This window comes from Thauera aminoaromatica, assembly GCF_000021765.1.
Classification (GTDB): domain Bacteria; phylum Pseudomonadota; class Gammaproteobacteria; order Burkholderiales; family Rhodocyclaceae; genus Thauera; species Thauera aminoaromatica.
On sequence record NC_011662.2, the window covers coordinates 546,517 to 563,340 of the forward strand.

General features: G+C 68.6%; 17 protein-coding genes. 10 read left to right on the forward strand and 7 right to left on the reverse strand.

Annotated features, from left to right (window positions below):
- Window positions 1–108 precede the first annotated feature (108 nt).
- On the reverse strand, window positions 109–1,227 hold the full coding sequence (locus TMZ1T_RS02340; protein ID WP_004265615.1) for an ISAs1-like element ISTha1 family transposase: 1,119 nt from the start codon (window positions 1,225–1,227) through the stop codon (window positions 109–111).
- A 347-nt stretch (window positions 1,228–1,574) separates the two neighbouring features.
- Between TMZ1T_RS02340 and TMZ1T_RS02345 the strand changes: the two genes are divergently transcribed.
- On the forward strand, window positions 1,575–2,936 hold the full coding sequence (locus tag TMZ1T_RS02345; protein WP_004357889.1) for an IS1380 family transposase: 1,362 nt from the start codon (window positions 1,575–1,577) through the stop codon (window positions 2,934–2,936).
- Between the two features lie 188 nt (window positions 2,937–3,124).
- Here TMZ1T_RS02345 and TMZ1T_RS02350 read toward each other — a convergent pair whose 3' ends face one another.
- From TMZ1T_RS02350 to TMZ1T_RS02370, 5 genes are all read right to left on the reverse strand, one after another.
- Window positions 3,125–3,583 (reverse strand): hypothetical protein, encoded by a 459-nt coding sequence (locus TMZ1T_RS02350; protein WP_041589604.1) that lies wholly within the window; start codon window positions 3,581–3,583, stop codon window positions 3,125–3,127.
- Window positions 3,584–3,883: 300 nt separating this feature from the next.
- Window positions 3,884–4,837, reverse strand: coding sequence for a restriction endonuclease (locus TMZ1T_RS02355; protein ID WP_004265719.1), 954 nt, complete (start codon window positions 4,835–4,837; stop codon window positions 3,884–3,886).
- 133 nt (window positions 4,838–4,970) lie between these two features.
- The gene (locus tag TMZ1T_RS02360; RefSeq protein ID WP_012584469.1) at window positions 4,971–6,308 is read right to left on the reverse strand and encodes a ferredoxin reductase family protein; all 1,338 of its coding nucleotides are present in this window, start codon (window positions 6,306–6,308) and stop codon (window positions 4,971–4,973) included.
- 164 nt (window positions 6,309–6,472) lie between these two features.
- Window positions 6,473–6,802 carry a PepSY domain-containing protein gene (locus tag TMZ1T_RS02365; RefSeq protein WP_004265721.1) on the reverse strand — a complete coding sequence of 110 codons (330 nt, stop codon included), beginning with the start codon at window positions 6,800–6,802 and terminating at the stop codon, window positions 6,473–6,475.
- A gap of 150 nt (window positions 6,803–6,952) precedes the next feature.
- Window positions 6,953–7,837 (reverse strand): putative RNA methyltransferase, encoded by an 885-nt coding sequence (locus tag TMZ1T_RS02370; protein WP_012584470.1) that lies wholly within the window; start codon window positions 7,835–7,837, stop codon window positions 6,953–6,955.
- Window positions 7,838–7,956: 119 nt separating this feature from the next.
- Between TMZ1T_RS02370 and TMZ1T_RS02375 the strand changes: the two genes are divergently transcribed.
- From TMZ1T_RS02375 to TMZ1T_RS02415, 9 genes are all read left to right on the forward strand, one after another.
- Window positions 7,957–9,564 carry a bifunctional aminoglycoside phosphotransferase/ATP-binding protein gene (locus TMZ1T_RS02375; protein ID WP_012584471.1) on the forward strand — a complete coding sequence of 536 codons (1,608 nt, stop codon included), beginning with the start codon at window positions 7,957–7,959 and terminating at the stop codon, window positions 9,562–9,564.
- Window positions 9,565–9,637: 73 nt separating this feature from the next.
- Entirely contained in the window at window positions 9,638–10,729 is a 1,092-nt protein-coding gene (locus TMZ1T_RS02380; protein WP_012584472.1) for a metal-dependent hydrolase, read from the forward strand.
- Window positions 10,726–11,358: a redoxin family protein gene (locus TMZ1T_RS02385; RefSeq protein ID WP_004265725.1), complete on the forward strand. Its 633-nt coding sequence runs from the start codon at window positions 10,726–10,728 to the stop codon at window positions 11,356–11,358. The genes TMZ1T_RS02380 and TMZ1T_RS02385 overlap by 4 nt, the downstream gene beginning before the upstream one ends.
- A complete protein-coding gene (locus TMZ1T_RS02390; RefSeq protein WP_261789164.1) occupies window positions 11,359–11,703 on the forward strand; it encodes a toxin-antitoxin system TumE family protein in 345 nt (114 codons plus the stop codon).
- Window positions 11,684–12,031: an HVO_A0114 family putative DNA-binding protein gene (locus TMZ1T_RS02395; protein WP_004265728.1), complete on the forward strand. Its 348-nt coding sequence runs from the start codon at window positions 11,684–11,686 to the stop codon at window positions 12,029–12,031. The genes TMZ1T_RS02390 and TMZ1T_RS02395 overlap by 20 nt, the downstream gene beginning before the upstream one ends.
- A 12-nt stretch (window positions 12,032–12,043) precedes the next feature.
- On the forward strand, window positions 12,044–13,024 hold the full coding sequence (locus tag TMZ1T_RS02400) for an alpha/beta hydrolase (protein ID WP_012584474.1): 981 nt from the start codon (window positions 12,044–12,046) through the stop codon (window positions 13,022–13,024).
- Between the two features lie 398 nt (window positions 13,025–13,422).
- On the forward strand, window positions 13,423–14,454 hold the full coding sequence (locus TMZ1T_RS02405) for a DctP family TRAP transporter solute-binding subunit (protein ID WP_004265731.1): 1,032 nt from the start codon (window positions 13,423–13,425) through the stop codon (window positions 14,452–14,454).
- 79 nt (window positions 14,455–14,533) lie between these two features.
- Complete coding sequence (locus TMZ1T_RS02410; protein WP_004265732.1) at window positions 14,534–15,019, forward strand: TRAP transporter small permease; 486 nt, start codon at window positions 14,534–14,536, stop codon at window positions 15,017–15,019.
- Window positions 15,016–16,299: a TRAP transporter large permease gene (locus TMZ1T_RS02415; protein WP_004265733.1), complete on the forward strand. Its 1,284-nt coding sequence runs from the start codon at window positions 15,016–15,018 to the stop codon at window positions 16,297–16,299. Before TMZ1T_RS02410 ends, TMZ1T_RS02415 begins: the two co-directional genes overlap by 4 nt.
- Before the next feature lie 73 nt (window positions 16,300–16,372).
- Here TMZ1T_RS02415 and TMZ1T_RS02420 read toward each other — a convergent pair whose 3' ends face one another.
- A complete protein-coding gene (locus TMZ1T_RS02420) occupies window positions 16,373–16,774 on the reverse strand; it encodes a DUF995 domain-containing protein (protein ID WP_012584475.1) in 402 nt (133 codons plus the stop codon).
- Window positions 16,775–16,824 lie beyond the last annotated feature (50 nt).

Genomic DNA, 16,824 nt, shown 5'->3' on the forward strand with positions numbered 1-16,824 from the left:
GTAATCGAAGGCGACCTTCTCGACGGCGAAATTCCGTCGGAAGCTCGACGCAATATGTGTTTTCGCAAAAGTCTGTGTATAGTCAAGCAGCAGGGCCTCCGCACTCGCCTAGCATATCGCCCGGATCCCCAGCATGCGCTCCCGCACCCCGTCATCCCACGCCGCCCCCTTGCGCTTGAGCCGAAGGCTGCTCTTGCGCGTGTCGGTCTTGTCGGCACGGATGATGTTGAGCGCGATCTTGCGCAGCAGCGAAAGGTTCTGCGGCGCGTTGTCCTTGGCCACCGTGCTGGCGTCCTCGCTGAAGCTGACATCGAGGATCCAATGAAGCCGGTTCTCCACACCCCAATGCGCACGTATCGCTGCGGCCAGTTGCTCGGCGCTCAGTGCGCGCGAACTGATGTAGTAACGCCGCTCGAGATCGGATTGCTTGTCGCCGACCACCCGCATCGAGTCGATGCGCCCGATCGTCACGCACTTGGGCCAGTCGGCCAGATCGACGATGCCCTTGGCCGAGAGCACCGAGGCGATCTGCCCGACGGTGCGGCCGTGGCCGCGCTCGACCAGCGAACTGCGGTCGACCGACTCGACGCCGTGCTGATCGATGAAGGCGGTCTCGATCGCTTCGAGCAGCTTGGGCTGGTTGCCCTTGACCATCAGCAGGTAGTCGCCTTTCTTCGCAACGATCTGTTTGGCAATGCTTTTCTGGCAGCCCATGGCGTCGATCGTGACCAGCAGCCCCTTGATCGAGAGCGCCTCCAGCAACTCCGGAATCGCGGTGATCTCGTTGCTCTTGGCGGCGACCTTCTCCTGGCCGAGCACCAGTCCCAACTCGGTGGCGAAGGCGCTGACCATGTGGATCGCGCTCTCGCCGCCGCTGCCCGAGCCGCGCACGGTCTTGCCGTCAATTGCGATCGTGCCGGCGAGGCCCGCATCGTCGCTGAGCGCACCGACCACGCCGCCCACCCAGCGCCGGAACATGTTCTCGAACTGCTTCGGATCGAGCGCACGCAGGATCCGCAGGAACGTCTCTTCGGACGGGATGCCGTTCTTGAGCACGAGGAAGCGGCGCAGCCACGCCTCCTTGGTGCGCGCCCAGAAGGTGATGTCCTCGACCGTGTCGCAGTCCGAGAGCACAGCGGCGATCAGGATCACCAGGATCTCCCGGAAGTCGTGCAAGGTGCCGTTGCTCGGCTTGCGCGGATCATCGATTTCGTCCAGATAGCTCATCAGGGAACCCCTTTGCGTCGCACTCACGCTCTTCGCCCAAAAGGCGAGAGTAGACGTGATTTTCGAAGGGTCCACAAGATGGCTGCATAAGGTGTTGAATGTGAACGAAGATTTTCAGGTGGCTATGCGATCAGGAAAAATGCATTCCGAGTGCGGAGACCCTGAGTCAAGCAGGTATTGCTTGATCAGATTGGTTGTAAAGTCGCTTAAATGGTCGCGACCTACGCCGTCCGCTAGCAGACACAGCTTTTCGAGGTCCTGAATCCGTGTTCGCTTAGCCGGAAATCCAGCCTAACGCATTGATGTAATTGTATAATTACGCATCCGAGCCTTTCACCCAACCGACCATGCCGCGCTTCGAAGTCAAGCAATCCGCCAAGCTCAATCTGACGTCCTACTCGGGCCTGGCGTTGATCGGGCAGTGCTGCCAGGCGGCACAGGTCGAGGCGGTGATCGACCCGAGGCTGCCGGTGTCGCAGGGTATGCGGAGCTCGGACCTGGTCAAGTCGGTGGTGGGGCTGCTGAGCCTGGGCAAAAGCGACTTCGAGGCGATCGAGCCGTTTCGCGGCGACCGCTTCTTCAAGGAAGCGCTCGGGCTCGCCAAGGTGCCCGGCAGCGTGTGGATGCGCCAACGGCTCGATGCCCGCGCGGCCGAGCTGCGCGAGCTGACCGACGAGCTGAGCCTGCGCCTGCTCGAGCGCACCGAGGCGCCGATCACGGCGCACAAGGGCTACGTCTGCGCCGATCTGGACACCTTCGTGATGGACAACTCCGACACCAAGAAGGAGGCGGTCAGCCGCACTTACCAGGGCGTCGATGGCTACACGCCGATCGCGCTGTACCTGGGCAACGAGGGCTGGAACCTCGGCCTGGAGCTGCGCGCGGGGTCGCACCACTCGGCGCTGGAGACCGAGTATTTCTTCGAGCGCGCGTTCCCGCGCCTGCGCCGGGTGTGTGCGGCCGATGCGAAGCTGCTGTGGCGGGCCGACAGCGGCTTCGACAGCGCCCGGCTGCTGTTCGCGCTGGCCGACGAGCGCGATCGCTGGGCAGCGCTGGGGCGTTCGTTCGACTACCTCACCAAGTGGAATCCGCGCCGTCAGGACAAGACCGCCTGGGTGGACCGGGCCGAGGCCGCCGGCGTCTTCGAGGAAGTGCGCGCGGGCAAGCGGGTGGGGCTGCTGGACCTGAAGATCGACCGTGCCTGGAAGAAGGCCAAGCGCACGCTGCGTCTGGTGGTGCGGGTGACCGAGCGCACGATCGACAAGAAGGGCCAGCACCTGCTGACCCCCGAGATCGAGATCGAAGGCTGGTGGACCAGCCTCGAAGTGGCGATGGCTGACGTGATCGAGCTCTACAAGCACCACGGCACGCACGAGCAGTTCCACTCCGAGATCAAGACCGACCTGGACCTCGAGCGCCTGCCCTCGGGCAAGTTCGACACCAACGACGCGGTCATGCATCTGGCCGCGTTCGCCTACAACTGCCTGCGCCTGATCGGCCAACTCGGGCTGACCGGCGAGCTCTCGCCGATCCGTCACCCGGCCAAGCGCCGACGCATCAAGACAGTGCTGCAGGAGGTGATGTACCGTGCGGCGAAGTTCGTCGAACACGCCCGCCGCCTGGTGCTGGACTTCGGACGCGGCGTCGCCGCGCATGTGAAGGTGTTCACCACGGTGCAGGCGCGACTGTGCGCGGTGGCTTCGCCGTGATGCAAATCCGACGGCCAAATTCTCCGAATCGAGGCCATTTCGCTGCGGCGAAAGGGCGACGGCCGCGTGGGAGCAGGAAAATGACGTAGCGCACCCCCCGTAAGCCCGGCTCGCCGGGCCTCCGGGCCGTGAAAGGACGGTGCTCGGGGCTGCGGTGAGCTGAGATTGGGAGTCAGGCAGCAGAAAAATCATGCGCTGGGGCTCGCGGAGCGGGTACGCGCTGAAGACAACACGGATTCAGGGAGGTGGCTTCCACGACTAATCGTTTCGCTTCCGAAATCCTTGAATACCTGATGGAGATTGCGATGAAGCGCTCCGGCAAACTGTTTGCCGAGGCCGCTTCCATTGTTCCCCGTCTTGCTGAATCCGAGCCAGTTCTGGCTGACCTCCGGAAAGCGGAACCAGCTATCAAGCAGTCCCTTGCTGATGCTAGGGTCGCACGATATATCGCGCAGAAACTTCACGTAGCAGATAATTTCGTCGTGGAGGCGCTGGTGTTCAATCTCTTCGCTGTCAAAAAGCAAGAACGGATCGACGAACAGCGGGAGATCGTTGATCAAGGAGATATTGAGCGCGCCATAGTCTTCCAACACCTCGGGCACGACTTCAAAGAAGTCGGTGAAGTAGATCTTTGCCGCTGTCGTCATGTCATCGCCTCGGCATCTCCATCAAATCTCATTGTTGGCAATGGTCAGAAGTCGTCTGGGACCGCAGATGGGCGTAGGTAACAATCAGCATCTTCTGATCTTTCGCTCAGACGCAAGCGGTCGTTCAGACAATAATCCCATTGTAATGCACGACCGGTTCGGACGAAGAGCGGCTGTTGATGCTGGACTTCTTGGACGTCGGCTCAGGCCGAGCTGCTGCCACACGTTTGACTTGACGTAAACGTCCTCGAAGTCGATCAGGACGTGCTTGGTGTGCAAGGCTGGCCTCCGGAGTGGCGGTCAGACGGCTGATCCGCGCATCTGCAGCGTCGCGCGGCATTTCGGGAAACGGACACAGCCCCAGAATCGCCCGTGCGTGCCGTCGCGCGCAGCCATCTTCACCCCGCAGGACGGGCAGGTGGGCGTCGTCCAGTCGCCTTCCGTCGCGAAGTCGAGCAGTTGTCGACGCAGGGCTGCGGGCAAGCGCTCGAGCATGGCGAGGAACAGTTTGCCGTCGAGCAGGGTGATGCGGTTCTCCGCGGCGAAGCTGCGGGCCTCGTCGGTGAAGCCGTTCGGGGCCATGAAGAAGGCCTTGTCGACGCGCTCGTGCGCCATCACACCCCGCAGTTCCCGCACCGGCTTTACGCCGACGGCCTGGTTCCAGGCCTTGCACTGGACGACGGCCGTGCAACGCTGGGGATCGGCGGCGTCCTGGAACAGGCGGATGTCGACGCCGCCGTCGGCGCCGAGCCGGGTGGTTTCGGCGCGGATGCCTTTCACCCGATAGAACTCGCAGCACAGGTCTTCGAAGCGCTTCCACTCGATGCGGTCGATGAGCTCGCGCGACCACGCGGTGGGCCGGGCCTCGGGCGCTGCGGCGCTGGTCGGGGGGGCGAATGATTCCGCAAGCGGGGCCTTGTCGACTTCCGGCAACGAGGCTTCGGTCGCGCGCGCTGCCGCTTGTGCCGGGCGGTTCGTGGGCGAGCGCGGCGGCACTGGCGAGTCCTGCGGGCGCTGCCGCAGCAAGCGGATCAGCGAGATGCCGCCGAAGACGACGGCCATCAGCCAGGCCAGCGGTACGAAGATCAGCACCAGACTGTCGAGCACGCGGCTGCTGCCGAGCAGGGCGGGGATGATGACGGTGGCGGCAAGGACGCACACGGCCGCCATGGCGGCAGAGACCTTCCAGTCGGACGTGGCGGCGATCTCGATCAGGCCCGGATCGCGGCGGGACTTGCGGTAAGGGCGGGGCATGTTGCAATTATGGTTTGCGCGAATGCATTCGGCATGTACCAGGCAATGACACCCGCGAACTACTTCTCGGATCTGGGCCGATTTGATGAGTGTGGTGCGAGGCGCGACGACCGCAGCCGCCGCGCCACTCGCCTCAGCGCATCTCGAACGCCTCGCGCCGGAAGCTCAGCCGACGTCCCCACAGCCGCGCCAGCCCGGCCTTGAGCTGGTCGCCGAAGCCACGCGGGCCGCAGAACCAGACTTCCGCGCGCTGGCCGTCGGTGGCCGTGGTGGCGAGGCGCTCGGGCGTGAGGTCGTCGCCGGCGGCGCGGTCGTGGATGTGCAGGCTCACGCTCGGCAACTCGGCGCACAGGCTGCGCAGGCGTTCGACGAAGGGGTCGTGTGCCGCGCCGCGGGTGCTGTAGTGCAGCTCCACCGTCGGGGCCGCGGCGGGGTCGGCGCGCAGGGCGTCGAGCCAGGCCAGGAAGGGGGTGACGCCGATGCCGCCGGCGATCCAGATCTGGCGCGCCTTGTGGTCCTGGCGGCCGAGCACGAAGCGGCCGTAAGGGCCTTCGACGGTGACCGCCTGGCCGACCGCGACGCGGCTGGCGAGCTGGCGGGTGTAGTCGCCCAGGGCCTTGATCTGGAAGGTGAGGCTGCGGTCGCCGTGGTCGGCGCTGGCGATGGTGAAGGGGTGCGAGCCTTCGAAGCGCTCGAGGCCGACGAAGGCGAACTGCCCGGCCTGGTGACCGCGCCAGGCGCCGTCGAGCCGGCAGACGATCTCGGTGACGTCGGGGGCAGGCGAGGACACGGCGGTGACCACGCCCTGCACCTTGCGATCGTGGCCGATGCGGCCCGTCAGCGCGATGACCGAGGCGACCGTGCCCGCAGCGAGCAGCAGCGCGAGCAGCACGCCGACCGGCTGCGTCCAGTAGTCGGGCGGCGCCAGCACGGCGGCGTGGAAGGCGAGCAGCAGGTAGAACACCGGCATCGCGCGGTGGAGGTGGCGCCAGAACTTGTAGGGGAAGCGCTTCCACAGGCTGAGCACGACCATCGCCAGCACGAGGTAGATGGCGAACTCGCCGAGCTCCTCGCCGGCGTCGCGCAGCATCTCGTAGAGGCCGCCGAACTCGTCGTGCGCTGGCTTCCCGGCCTTGCCGTAGAGCGACTTGATGACGTCGTCGGACATCTCGATCAGCCAGTGCAGCGCGGCGAACACCGCGGCCAGGATGCCGGCCCACTTGTGCAGGCGGAAGATGCGATCCATGCCGCCGAGCGGGCGCTCGAGCACGGTGGGGCGGGTGGCGAGCACCATCGCCAGCGACATCAGGCCGATGGCGAGCAGGCCGCTGAGGTACAGGCCCTGTTCGCGGATCAGCCAGGGCAGGGAGGCGATGCCGCCGTCGAGGGCGGCGACGTTGAGGCCCCAGGCCGCGGCGACAAGGGCGACGAAGGCGGCGAGGGCGGGGAGGGTTGAAAGCGTGGGGATCATGGCGCGAGCTCCCGGCGGTAGGTCGGACAGCGTGGGGTCGGACAGCGTGGGGTTGGGCGCGGCGTGCGCGAGTGGCGGGCGCGCGGTGCACGCGCGTGGCTGCGACGCGGCGATCGCGCACCGAAAGGGGGCGCCGGTCGAGCCGGCCCCCCCTGGGGTGGCGCTTACTTGCTGCGCTTGACCTCGGTCTTGAGGACGTCGCCGGTGACCGGATCGACGTCCAGCTCCACGCGCTGGCCCTGCGGGTCGGTGGCCTTGACCTCGTACTTGTTCTTGTCGCGCTCGATCTCGCGGAAGTCGGTGTAGCCGGCGGCTTCGAGCTTGGTCTGCACGTCCTTCAGGCTCATCCAGCTGGACTGGGCGGCGGGCGTCGTAGCCGCGGCCGGGCTGGCAGCCGGGGTCACGCTCTGGGCGAACGCGGGGGCGATGGCGGCGCCGGCGCCGATGAGTCCGCCGGTGAGGGCCAGGGTGGCGATGAGAGTGGTGGCACGCATGATGGCATCTCCTGTGTCGGTTGGGCGGTCCTGTTGCGACCGTGATGCCATGCTGCGCCGCGCTGGCTGAATCGATGCTGAAGATGCCGTTCATCCGCCGTTCATGTCGAGCGGGCGCTGCAGGTGCGGATTGCCTTGCGCGGTTCGGCTTCAGCCGGGCTGGCGGCGGTAGCGCGCCAGGCGCACGTCCACCGTCATCGTCAGCGCGACGAGCGCCGCCGCGCGGGCGCGGCCTTCGGCGCTGGCGCGGTAGAGGTGGGGCGTCATCGCCAGCAGGTCGGCGATCTGGGCTGCGCCGTCGACGTGGATCTGGAAGCGCAGGGTGTCGCTGGCGAGGTGCTCGAAGCCCGGGGGCGCCGCGCGGCTGGCCGGGCGCTCGGGCTTGAGTGCGGGGTAGATGACTTCGCGCAGCTCGCGCAGGTGGTCCGGGCCGGCGTCGACCTGCAGCAGTTCGCCGCCGGGGCGCAGCACGCGCGCGAACTCGGGGTAGACCGGGAATCCGAACATGCACAGCACGCGGTCGAGCGTGGCCGGCAGCACCGGCAGGCCGGCGTTGCTGCCGACGATCCAGGCGGTGGACGGATCGGCGCCGGCCCGGCTGCGGGCGTCCTGCAGATCGCGCTTCGCCGCCGCCTGCACCGCCCACTTCGAGATGTCCAGACCGGCGAGCGCGAGCGTGCGTGCTTCCACCACCGCCGCGGCGGAGAGCTGGCGCAGGTAGTAGCCCTCGCCGCAGCCGGCGTCGAGGCAGGCGAGCGTCTGGCCGGGGGCCGCGCCCTCGAACACGGTGCGCGCCACCGCGGCGGCGATCGGCGCGTAATGCCCGGCCTCGAGGAAGCGCCGGCGCGCGGCGACCATCTCCTTGCTGTCGCCGGGGTCGCGCGAGCGCTTGTTCTGCACCGGCAGCAGGTTCACATAGCCCTGGGCGGCGAGGTCGAAGCAGTGCCCGTCCGCGCAGCGCAGGCTGCCGCCGTGGCGTTGCAGCGGCGCGCCGTCGAGCGGGCAGGCGAGGGCGGTGAAGGGAGTGGCGGGCATGGTCGGCGTCGGGCGATGGAGGCGGACGGGATGATAGGGGAGCCGACGTCGCGGCGGCGAGCGCTCCGGCTGCGCGCGTCCCGGGCTACCATCGGGCGGATGACCGAGGAGAGCTGCCGATGCATGCATCCGAAACCCTGCTGAACACGCTGCGCCGGCCCGGTGTGCTGCCCGGCTCGGAGGGCGGCGTCGAGCTGATCGAGACCCACATCTCCTGGGTGCTGCTCGCCGGCGAGCACGCCTGGAAGCTGAAGAAGCCGCTCGACCTCGGCTTCCTGGACTTTTCCACGCCGGCGCGCCGGCGCGAGGCCTGCGAGGCGGAGCTGCGGCTCAACCGCCGCACGGTGCCGGAGATCTACGAGGCGGTGGTGGCGGTGCGCGGCAGCCCCGAGGCGCCCCGCCTCGACGGTGGCGGCGAGCCCTTCGACTGGCTGCTGCGCATGCGCCGCTTCGACCAGGCCGGGCTGTTCTCGCGCCTGCTCGACGAGGGCAGGCTGGCGCCCGCGCTCTTCGATCGCCTCGCCCGCCATGTCGCCGCGTTCCACGCCGCCGCCGCGGTGGCGTTGCCGGGCGGGGCGTTCGGCGATGCGGCCGCGGTGCATGCGCCGGTGCGGCAGAACTTCGCGCAGATGCGCGAGCACCTCGATCCCGGCGTCCATGCCGACCTGCTCGCGATGCTGGCCCGGGTGGAGGCCTGGGCCGAGGCGCAGTACGCCGCGCTCGCGCCGGTGTTCGCCGTGCGCCTGGCTGAAGGTCGAGTGCGCGAATGCCATGGCGACCTCCACCTGGGCAACCTGGTCGTGCTCGACGGCGAGCCGCGCCTCTTCGACGCCATCGAGTTCAGCGCCGAGCTGCGCTGGACCGACGTCGTCGCCGACGTCGCCTTCCTGGTCATGGACCTGCAGGCGCGCGGGCGGGCCGCGCTGGGTTGGCGCTTCCTCAATGCCTGGCTGGAGCGCTGCGGCGACTACGCCGGCCTGCGCGTGCTCCCCTACTACCTCAGCTATCGCGCGATGGTGCGCGCCAAGATCGCCGCGATCCGCGCCAGCCAGCTCGACGGCGCCGAACGCAGCGAGAGCGTGGACGAATGCCGTCGCTACCTCGCGCTCGCCGAGGCGCAGAGGGCGCTGGGCGCGCCGGCCTTGCTGGTGGCCTGCGGCGTCGCGGGCGCGGGCAAGACCAGCCAGTCGCAGGCCCTGGTGGAGGCGGGCGGGGTGATCCGCGTGCGCGCCGACGTCGAGCGCAAGCGCCTCGCCGGCCTGGCGGCGGAGGCGACGAGCGGCTCCGGCCTCGGCGGCGGGCTATATACCCCGGAGGCCACCGCGCGCACCTATGCGCGCCTGGCCGTGCTGGCGCGCGTGGTGCTCGAGGCCGGGCGCCCGGTGCTGGTCGACGCCACCTTCCTGAAACGCGCCCAGCGCGCGGCGTTCGCCGGGCTCGCGCAGGAGCTCGGCGTGCCCTTCGCCATCCTCGCCTTCGATGCGCCGGAGGACGTCCTGCGTGCGCGCGTGCGCGCCCGCCTGGCCGCCGGCGGCGACGCCTCGGAGGCCGACGAGGCGGTGCTCGAGGCGCAACTGCGCAGCCGCGAGGGCTTCGCTGCCGAGGAACTCGCGCGCGTCCTGCCGATCGATACCCGGCCAGTGCCGGATTGGCGCAGCCTGCTGCCGGCGCTGTCGAGGCTGTGGCCGGGGGCTCCGCGCACGGACGGCCGGCTCACGTCCAATTGAACGCACCCTGCGGCGTGCCCGGTCTCCGTGCCACGGCGGCCGGGCAAGGCAACACAGAGAACCCCTGCACCCAATGGATACCCTTACCCACGCCCTCTCCGGTGCCCTCGTCGGCCGCGTGCTGGCCTCGCGTCGGCCTGCTGCCGGCACCCGGGCGGCGAACGCAGCGGCGGTGCCGGTCTGGCAGATGGTGGTCGCCGGCACCGCGGCGGCGATCTTCCCCGACCTCGACTTCGTGCTCGGCTGGATCTCCGAGCTCACCTACCTGCGCGGCCACCGCGGCGTCACCCACTCACTGATCCTGCTGCCGCTGTGGGGCGTGCTGATCGCCTGGCTGCTGGCGCGCTTCTGGCAGCGCGGCGGACGGGTGGCGGCGGGCTGGCGAAGCTTCTACCCGGTGGTGTGCGCGGCGATCTTCGTGCACATCCTCGGCGACCTCATCACCCAGTTCGGCACCATGATCCTGGCGCCCTTCTCCGACCACCGCTTCGGCTGGGGTACGAGCTTCATCATCGACCTGCCCTTCACCGGCATCCTCCTCGCCGGCCTGCTCGCGAGCGCGCTATGGCGCAGCAGCCGCGTGCCGGCGACGGCGGCGCTGGTCCTGCTCGCCGGCTGGGTGGGTGTGCAGGCGACGGGGCGCGCCGAGGCGATCGACGCCGCGCGCGCCTACGCCGCGGCCAAGGGCATCGCCGCGGTCGAGGTGGATGCCGCACCGCGCCCGGCCTCGCCCTTCAACTGGACCGCGATCGTGTTCGACGGCGAGCGCTACCACTACGCCCACCTCAACACCCGGCGCAGCGAACCGCTCCTCGCCACCGAGGACGACAACTTCATCCGCCGCTTCTCCGCGCCCTACCTGCCGGTGGCGATGGCGCAGTGGGAGGTGCGCGAGCGCTTCGGCACCGGCAGCACGCGCGCGCTCGCCGAGCAGGTGTGGAACGCGGAGGACTTCGCCTTCTACCGCTGGTTCGCGATGTTCCCGGTGCTCGACCATGCTGGCGAGGCGGGCGACGGCCAGGCATGCGCCAGCTTCAAGGACCTGCGCTTCCTCACCCCCGGGCGCGATGCGCAGCCCTTCATCTACGGCCTGTGCAACGCCGCTGGCGGCTGGCGCCTGTTCGAGCGCGAGGCGGGCGGGCTGCGCTGGATCGATCCGCGATGACGAAGCCGACCGACGACATGGGAGATTCACGACCTGCGCCGGCGCCGCATGCGGAAGCGGAGGGCGCCGGCGCACGCTCGCCCGCGAACGCCGAGTGCGAAACGGCCGAGCCCGTCCGCAAGCCACCGCGCTGGCGGCGTTGGGGCGTGGAGATCGGCATCTTCGTCGTCATCTTTTTCGCGGTGCAGGCCTGGATGGCGCGCGACGTCCCGGCCGGCCTCGCGCCGGATTTCGCCACCGTCGCCGCCGACGGCCGCGGGCTCAGCCTCGCCGAATGGCGCGCCGCGCATCCGGGCAAGGCGGTCGGGGTGTATTTCTGGGCCGACTGGTGCCCGATCTGCACCGCACAGCAGGGCACGATCGATGGCGTGCAGGCGGACCACCCGGTGCTCACCGTCGCCATGCAGTCGGGCGGCGCGGCGGAGGTGACAGGCGTGCTCGCCGAGCGCGGCCTGGCCTGGACCACCGCCATCGACGCCGACGGCCGCATTGCCGAGGCCTACGGCCTGCGCGGCGTGCCGGCCTTCGTCATCGTCGACCCGGCGGGCAAGATCCGCTCGGTGTCGCTCGGCTACGCCACCGGCTGGGGCCTGCGCGCGCGGCTGTGGTGGGCGGGTCTCCAGAGCTGAATGTTGTTGTCTTTGACAACATCCTTTGATGTTGTCAATATGTCCAACATGAAAGCGACTCCCTTGATCCGCCGTCGGGTCGTGCTCGCGCCGGATGCTTTTGCAGAGATCGCCGTGTGGCGGGTTCCGGAGCCGGTGCCGCCTTCCGGGCATCCGTTCAAGTACCGCCTGGCCTACGTGGTCGGTGGCGAGTGTGGTCTGCGCTACGACAACGAGCGTGGCAAGGGCGATCACCGGCATTACGGCGACACGGAAGCGGAATACGTCTTTTCCGATCCGGATCAACTCACCCGTGACTTCGGAGCGGACATTGCGAGGTGGAACCATGAACACGGTCGTTCTTGAAGTGCGCAGCCTGACGGACACGCTGGCGGACGCCGCGCGGGCAATGAAAACCGGGCGGGGTGACGCTCAGGTGCGGATCGCCTTCGCGACACCCGAACTGCTCTGGAAAGTCTTGAGCGCCAAGCGCTGGGAGTTGCTGAAGGCCTTGTGTGCGGCGGGTCCGGTGTCGATCCGCGAGGCCGCGCGCCGGGTCGGGCGCGACGTCAAGGCGGTGCATGGTGACGTCACCGCCCTGCTCGATGCCGGCGTGCTGTTGCGCACTGAAGATGGGCGGATCGAGTTTCCGTTCGATGCCGTGAAGGTCGAGTTTCTGCTGCAGGCGGCCTGAGGAGCAAACGGCATGGGCGCACCCGGACTGATCGCAGCCTTCACCGCCGGCGCCGCCACGCTCGCCGGCGGGCGGGCGCTGGTGCATTGGGGGATCCGCAAGGGCCTGGCGGCGCCGCGGGTGCCGCATCACACCGATCCGGGCGCGCTCGGGCTGGCGTTCGAGACGCTGCGCATCGGCACCGAGCATGGGAAGTCGCTGCATGCGTGGTTCATTCCGGCGCCGGGGAGCGCCTGTGATGGATCGGACCACGCTGCAAGCCCGGGCGCGGACCTTGCGGACGGCGAGCGCGATGACGCTCGTGCCGAGTTCGAATCCGCACCGGCCGTGGTGGTGATGCACGGCTGGGGCGGCAATGCGGCGCTGATGCTGCCGCTCGCCCGCCCGCTGCACGAGGCCGGCTACGCGATGCTGTTCGTCGACGCGCGCTGCCACGGCGCAAGCGACGACGACAGCTTCGCCTCGCTGCCGCGCTTCGCCGAGGACGCCGAGCACGCCTTCGCGTGGCTGGCGGCGCAGCCCGGGGTGGATCCGGCGCGCATCGCGCTGCTCGGCCATTCGGTCGGCGCCGGCGCCGTGCTGTTCGCGGCCTTGCGCACGCCGCAGGTGGCGGCGGTGGTGAGCGTGGCGGCGTTCTCGCATCCGGCGGCGATGATGCGGCGCTGGCTGGCGGGCAAGCGCATCCCCGAGAAGCCGTTGGGGCGCTACATCCTCGACTACGTGCAGAAGACGATCGGCCACCGCTTCGACGACATCGCGCCGGTGAACACCATCGCCCGCATTCGCCGCCCGGTGCTGCTGGTGCATGGCGCGGACGACGAGGTGGTGCCGATCGACGAGGCCATGCAGATCTACGCGATGCGTGGCGATACGCCGGTCGAGCTGATGACGTTGTCGGGCGACCACGAATCCTTCGTCGACCTCGAGCACCACGTCGGGCGGCTGGTGGAGTTCCTCGGGCGGGTGCTCGCGCAGGGCGGTGCGCGGGAATAGCGGCACGCGCGGGTTTCGAGCGCTGCGATCGCGACTTGCGTCGCTCCTACAGGGGAGCCCTGGGCGTGGCGGTTTTTGTAGGAGCGACGCAAGTCGCGATCGCAGCGGTCAATGAACCGCCGCGCGCATGGCGAGTGCCCGACGCCCCCTCCCGACGCCCATCCGACGCCGCTCCCCCGACGCCCCTGGCTGCGCCACGCAAGTCGCAATTGTGGCCTTGAAACGAAGCGCCGCCCCCGGCCGCGTCCCGCGCCCGAAGCCCACACTCGATCGGCCCGCCGTCTCCGCGCTGGCCGTGGGGGCCTCCGGTTTGTAGAATCGACCCTCCTTCCCATCCTCCGGAGGCCCGCGCCGTGTGCCGCGCAGCCGGAAAAACAAGCACAACACGGAGACGCCTCATGCAGAAACGCCGCTTCACCGCCCTCATCGCCGGCCTGTTCGCCTCGACCGCGCTCGGTTTCTCGATGCCGGCCACGGCCCAGCAGTACAAGGACGAGTACAAGCTCTCCACGGTGCTCGGCGAGGCCTTCCCGTGGGGCTGGGGCGCCAAGCGCTGGGCCGACCTGGTCGCAGAGAAGACCGAAGGTCGCATCAAGATCAAGGTGTATCCGGGCACTTCGCTGGTGTCGGGCGACCAGACCAAGGAATTCACCGCGCTGCGCCAGGGCATCATCGACATGGCGGTCGGTTCCACGATCAACTGGTCGCCGCAGGTCAAGGAGCTCAACCTGTTCGCGCTGCCCTTCCTGATGCCCGACCACAAGGCGATCGACGCGCTCACCCAGGGCCGCGTCGGCAAGAAGATGTTCGACATCCTCGCCGAGCGCGACGTGGTGCCGCTGGCCTGGGGCGAGAACGGTTTCCGCGAGGTCTCCAACTCGAAGAAGCCGATCCGCACGCCCGAGGACGTCAAGGGCATGAAGATGCGCGTGGTCGGTTCCCCGCTCTTCCTCGCCACCTTCAACGCGCTCGGCGCCAACCCGACGCAGATGAGCTGGGCCGACGCCCAGCCGGCGATGGCGACCGGCGCGGTCGACGGCCAGGAGAACCCGCTCGCGGTGTTCAACGCCGCCAAGCTGCACACCGTGGGGCAGAAGAACCTGACCCTGTGGGGCTACGTCGCCGACCCGCTGATCTTCGTGGTGAACAAGTCCGTGTGGAACTCGTGGTCCGAGGCCGACCGCAAGGCCGTGTCCGAGGCCGCGCAGCAGGCTGCGAAGGAAGAGATCGCGCGCGCGCGCGCCGGCATCTCGGCGGCCGACGACGCGCTGCTGAAGGAGATCGAGGCCAACGGCGTGGCCGTGGTGCGCCTGACCGATGCCGAGCGCGACGCCTTCCGCCAGGCCACCGCGGGCGTGTACAAGGAGTGGGCCGAGAAGATCGGCGCCGACCTCGTCAAGCAGGCCGAGGAAGACATCGCCAAGCGCTGATCCGCACCCGCAGTGCGCGGGCCGGACAGTACCGAAGTCGGGCTGTCCGGCCTTTTTCCATTGAAGGCACCCTGAACCCATGAATATCGAATCACCCCCGCACGACGCCGAATCCCCCGCCTCCTACACGATCGAGCAGATCCTCTCCGGCACCGTCATGGGGCTGATCGTGCTGATCACCTTCGGCAACGTGCTGGCGCGCTACTTCACCTCGCAGTCCTTCGCCGCGACCGAGGAGTTCTCGATCGCGCTGCTGATCGTGCTGTCCTTCCTGGGTTCCTCGGCCGCCTTCGCCTTCGATCGCCACATCCGCGTCGATTTCTTCGTCCGCAAGCTGCCACCGGGCTTGCGCGCGTTCGCCGACTGGCTGTCGTTCGCGGTCACCGCCAGCCTGTTCGCCTTCATCGCCTTCTACGCCGGCAAGCTCACCTGGGACCAGTACCGGTTTGAAGAAACCTCGCCCGCGCTGGGCGTGCCGCAGTGGTGGTACACGGTGTGGATGCCGGTGCTGGCGGCGGCGCTGGTGCTGCGCCTGGTGCTGACCCGGGTGCGGGGGCGGGCATGATCGGCAGCGTGCTCATCGGCCTTTTCCTGCTCGCCCTGCTCGCGGGCATGCCGCTTGCCACCGGCCTGGGCGTGGCCAGCATCGCCGTGCTCGCGATGGCCGGCTTCGACCAGCTCGCGGTGCCGACCAACATCTACGCCGGCATCGCCAAGTACCCGCTGCTGGCGATCCCGATGTTCATCCTCGCCGGCATGATCTTCGAGCGCTCCGGCGTGGCCATCCGCCTGGTGCGCTTCGTCACCGCGATCGTGGGCGAATGGACGGGCTCGCTGGCGGTGGTGGCGGTGCTGGTGTCGATGCTGCTCGGCGGCATCTCCGGTTCGGGCCCGGCCGATGCGGCCGCCGTGGCGGCGGTGATGCTGCCGTCGATGATCGCGCGCGGCTATCCGAAGGGCTTCTCGGCCGGCCTGATCGCCGCCTCGGGTTCGACCGCGATCGTGATCCCGCCCTCGGTGGCCTTCATCGTCTACAGCGTGATGGTGCCGGCGGCGACCGTGCCGGCGCTGTTCGCCGCCGGCCTGTTCCCTGGCATCGTCGCCGCACTGTGCCTGCTCGTGCCGGCGATCGTGATCAGCCGCAAGTACGGCTTCGGCCGCGACTACAAGGCCGCGCGCCCGCCGCTCGGCAAGAGCTTCATCGAGGCGATCTGGGGCCTGCTGGCGCCGGTGATCATCCTCGGCGGCCTGCGCACCGGCATCTTCACGCCCACTGAGGCGGCGGTGGTGGCGGTGGCCTACGGCATCTTCGTCGGCATGGTGGTGTATCGCAGCATCAGCTTCAGAGGCCTGTTCCGCGTGCTGGTCGAGGCCGGCGAGCTGTCGGCGGTGGTGCTGATGATCATCGGCATCGCCTCGGTATTCGCCTGGGCGGGCAACACGCTGGGCATCTTCGACGCCGCGGCGAAGGCGCTGGTCGGCCTGCACTCCAGTGAATGGCTGATGCTGCTGTCGATCAACCTGCTGCTGCTCGCGGCGGGGATGTTCCTCGACGCGATCTCGATCTTCCTGATCCTGCTGCCGCTGCTGGTGCCGATCGCGGTGGCGATGGGCTGGGACCTGGTGTGGTTCGGGGTGATGATGACGATCAACCTCGCCATCGGCCAGTTCACCCCGCCGATGGCGATCTCCCTGATGATCACCTCGCGCATCGCCGGGATCGGCATGGAGGAGACCTTCAAGTGGGTGATCTGGCTGGTGCTGGCGATGGGTGCCGGGCTGACGCTGATGATCGTGTTCCCGCAGCTCGCGCTGTGGCTGCCGGGGAAGCTCGGCTACCTGTAAGGCCCGGATTCAGTGGGGTTGGACTCGATCGGTCGCCGACCGGGACGATCATCGAGTCCGACCCCATTGATTCTCAGAGCTTGTAGGGATTGCCCTGCTCGATCTTGAAGCGGCCAGCGTAGTTGCCGCCGTCGAAATAGCGGATTTCGCCGTCCGCCTCGTACAGCCGCGCGCAGCGCCGCTCGCCGCCGCGCCAGGAGGTCCAATGGTTGCAGTGCTGGCCGTCGGCGGTGACGTCCCACTTGCCGGTGTCGCTGCTGTTGCCGCTCTTGCCGCGCGTGGTGCCGTCGGGGGCGTTGTAGATCATGAAGCCGCTGCCGGACGCGGTGGTGCCGGTTGCAGTGTTGCCGGACAGCAGGATGCGGACCTTCGCCGCGTCGAGCGGCTTGATGCCCTTGTCGGCAAGTTCTTTCTCGGTGGATGCGCAGGCACTCAGCAGCAGTGCCGCCGCCGCGCAGGCGAGCAGTCTGTTCATTTGGGTCTCCGTCGGGACGTTGTTGTGGTCCTTTGCCGTTGCGCGGCGCG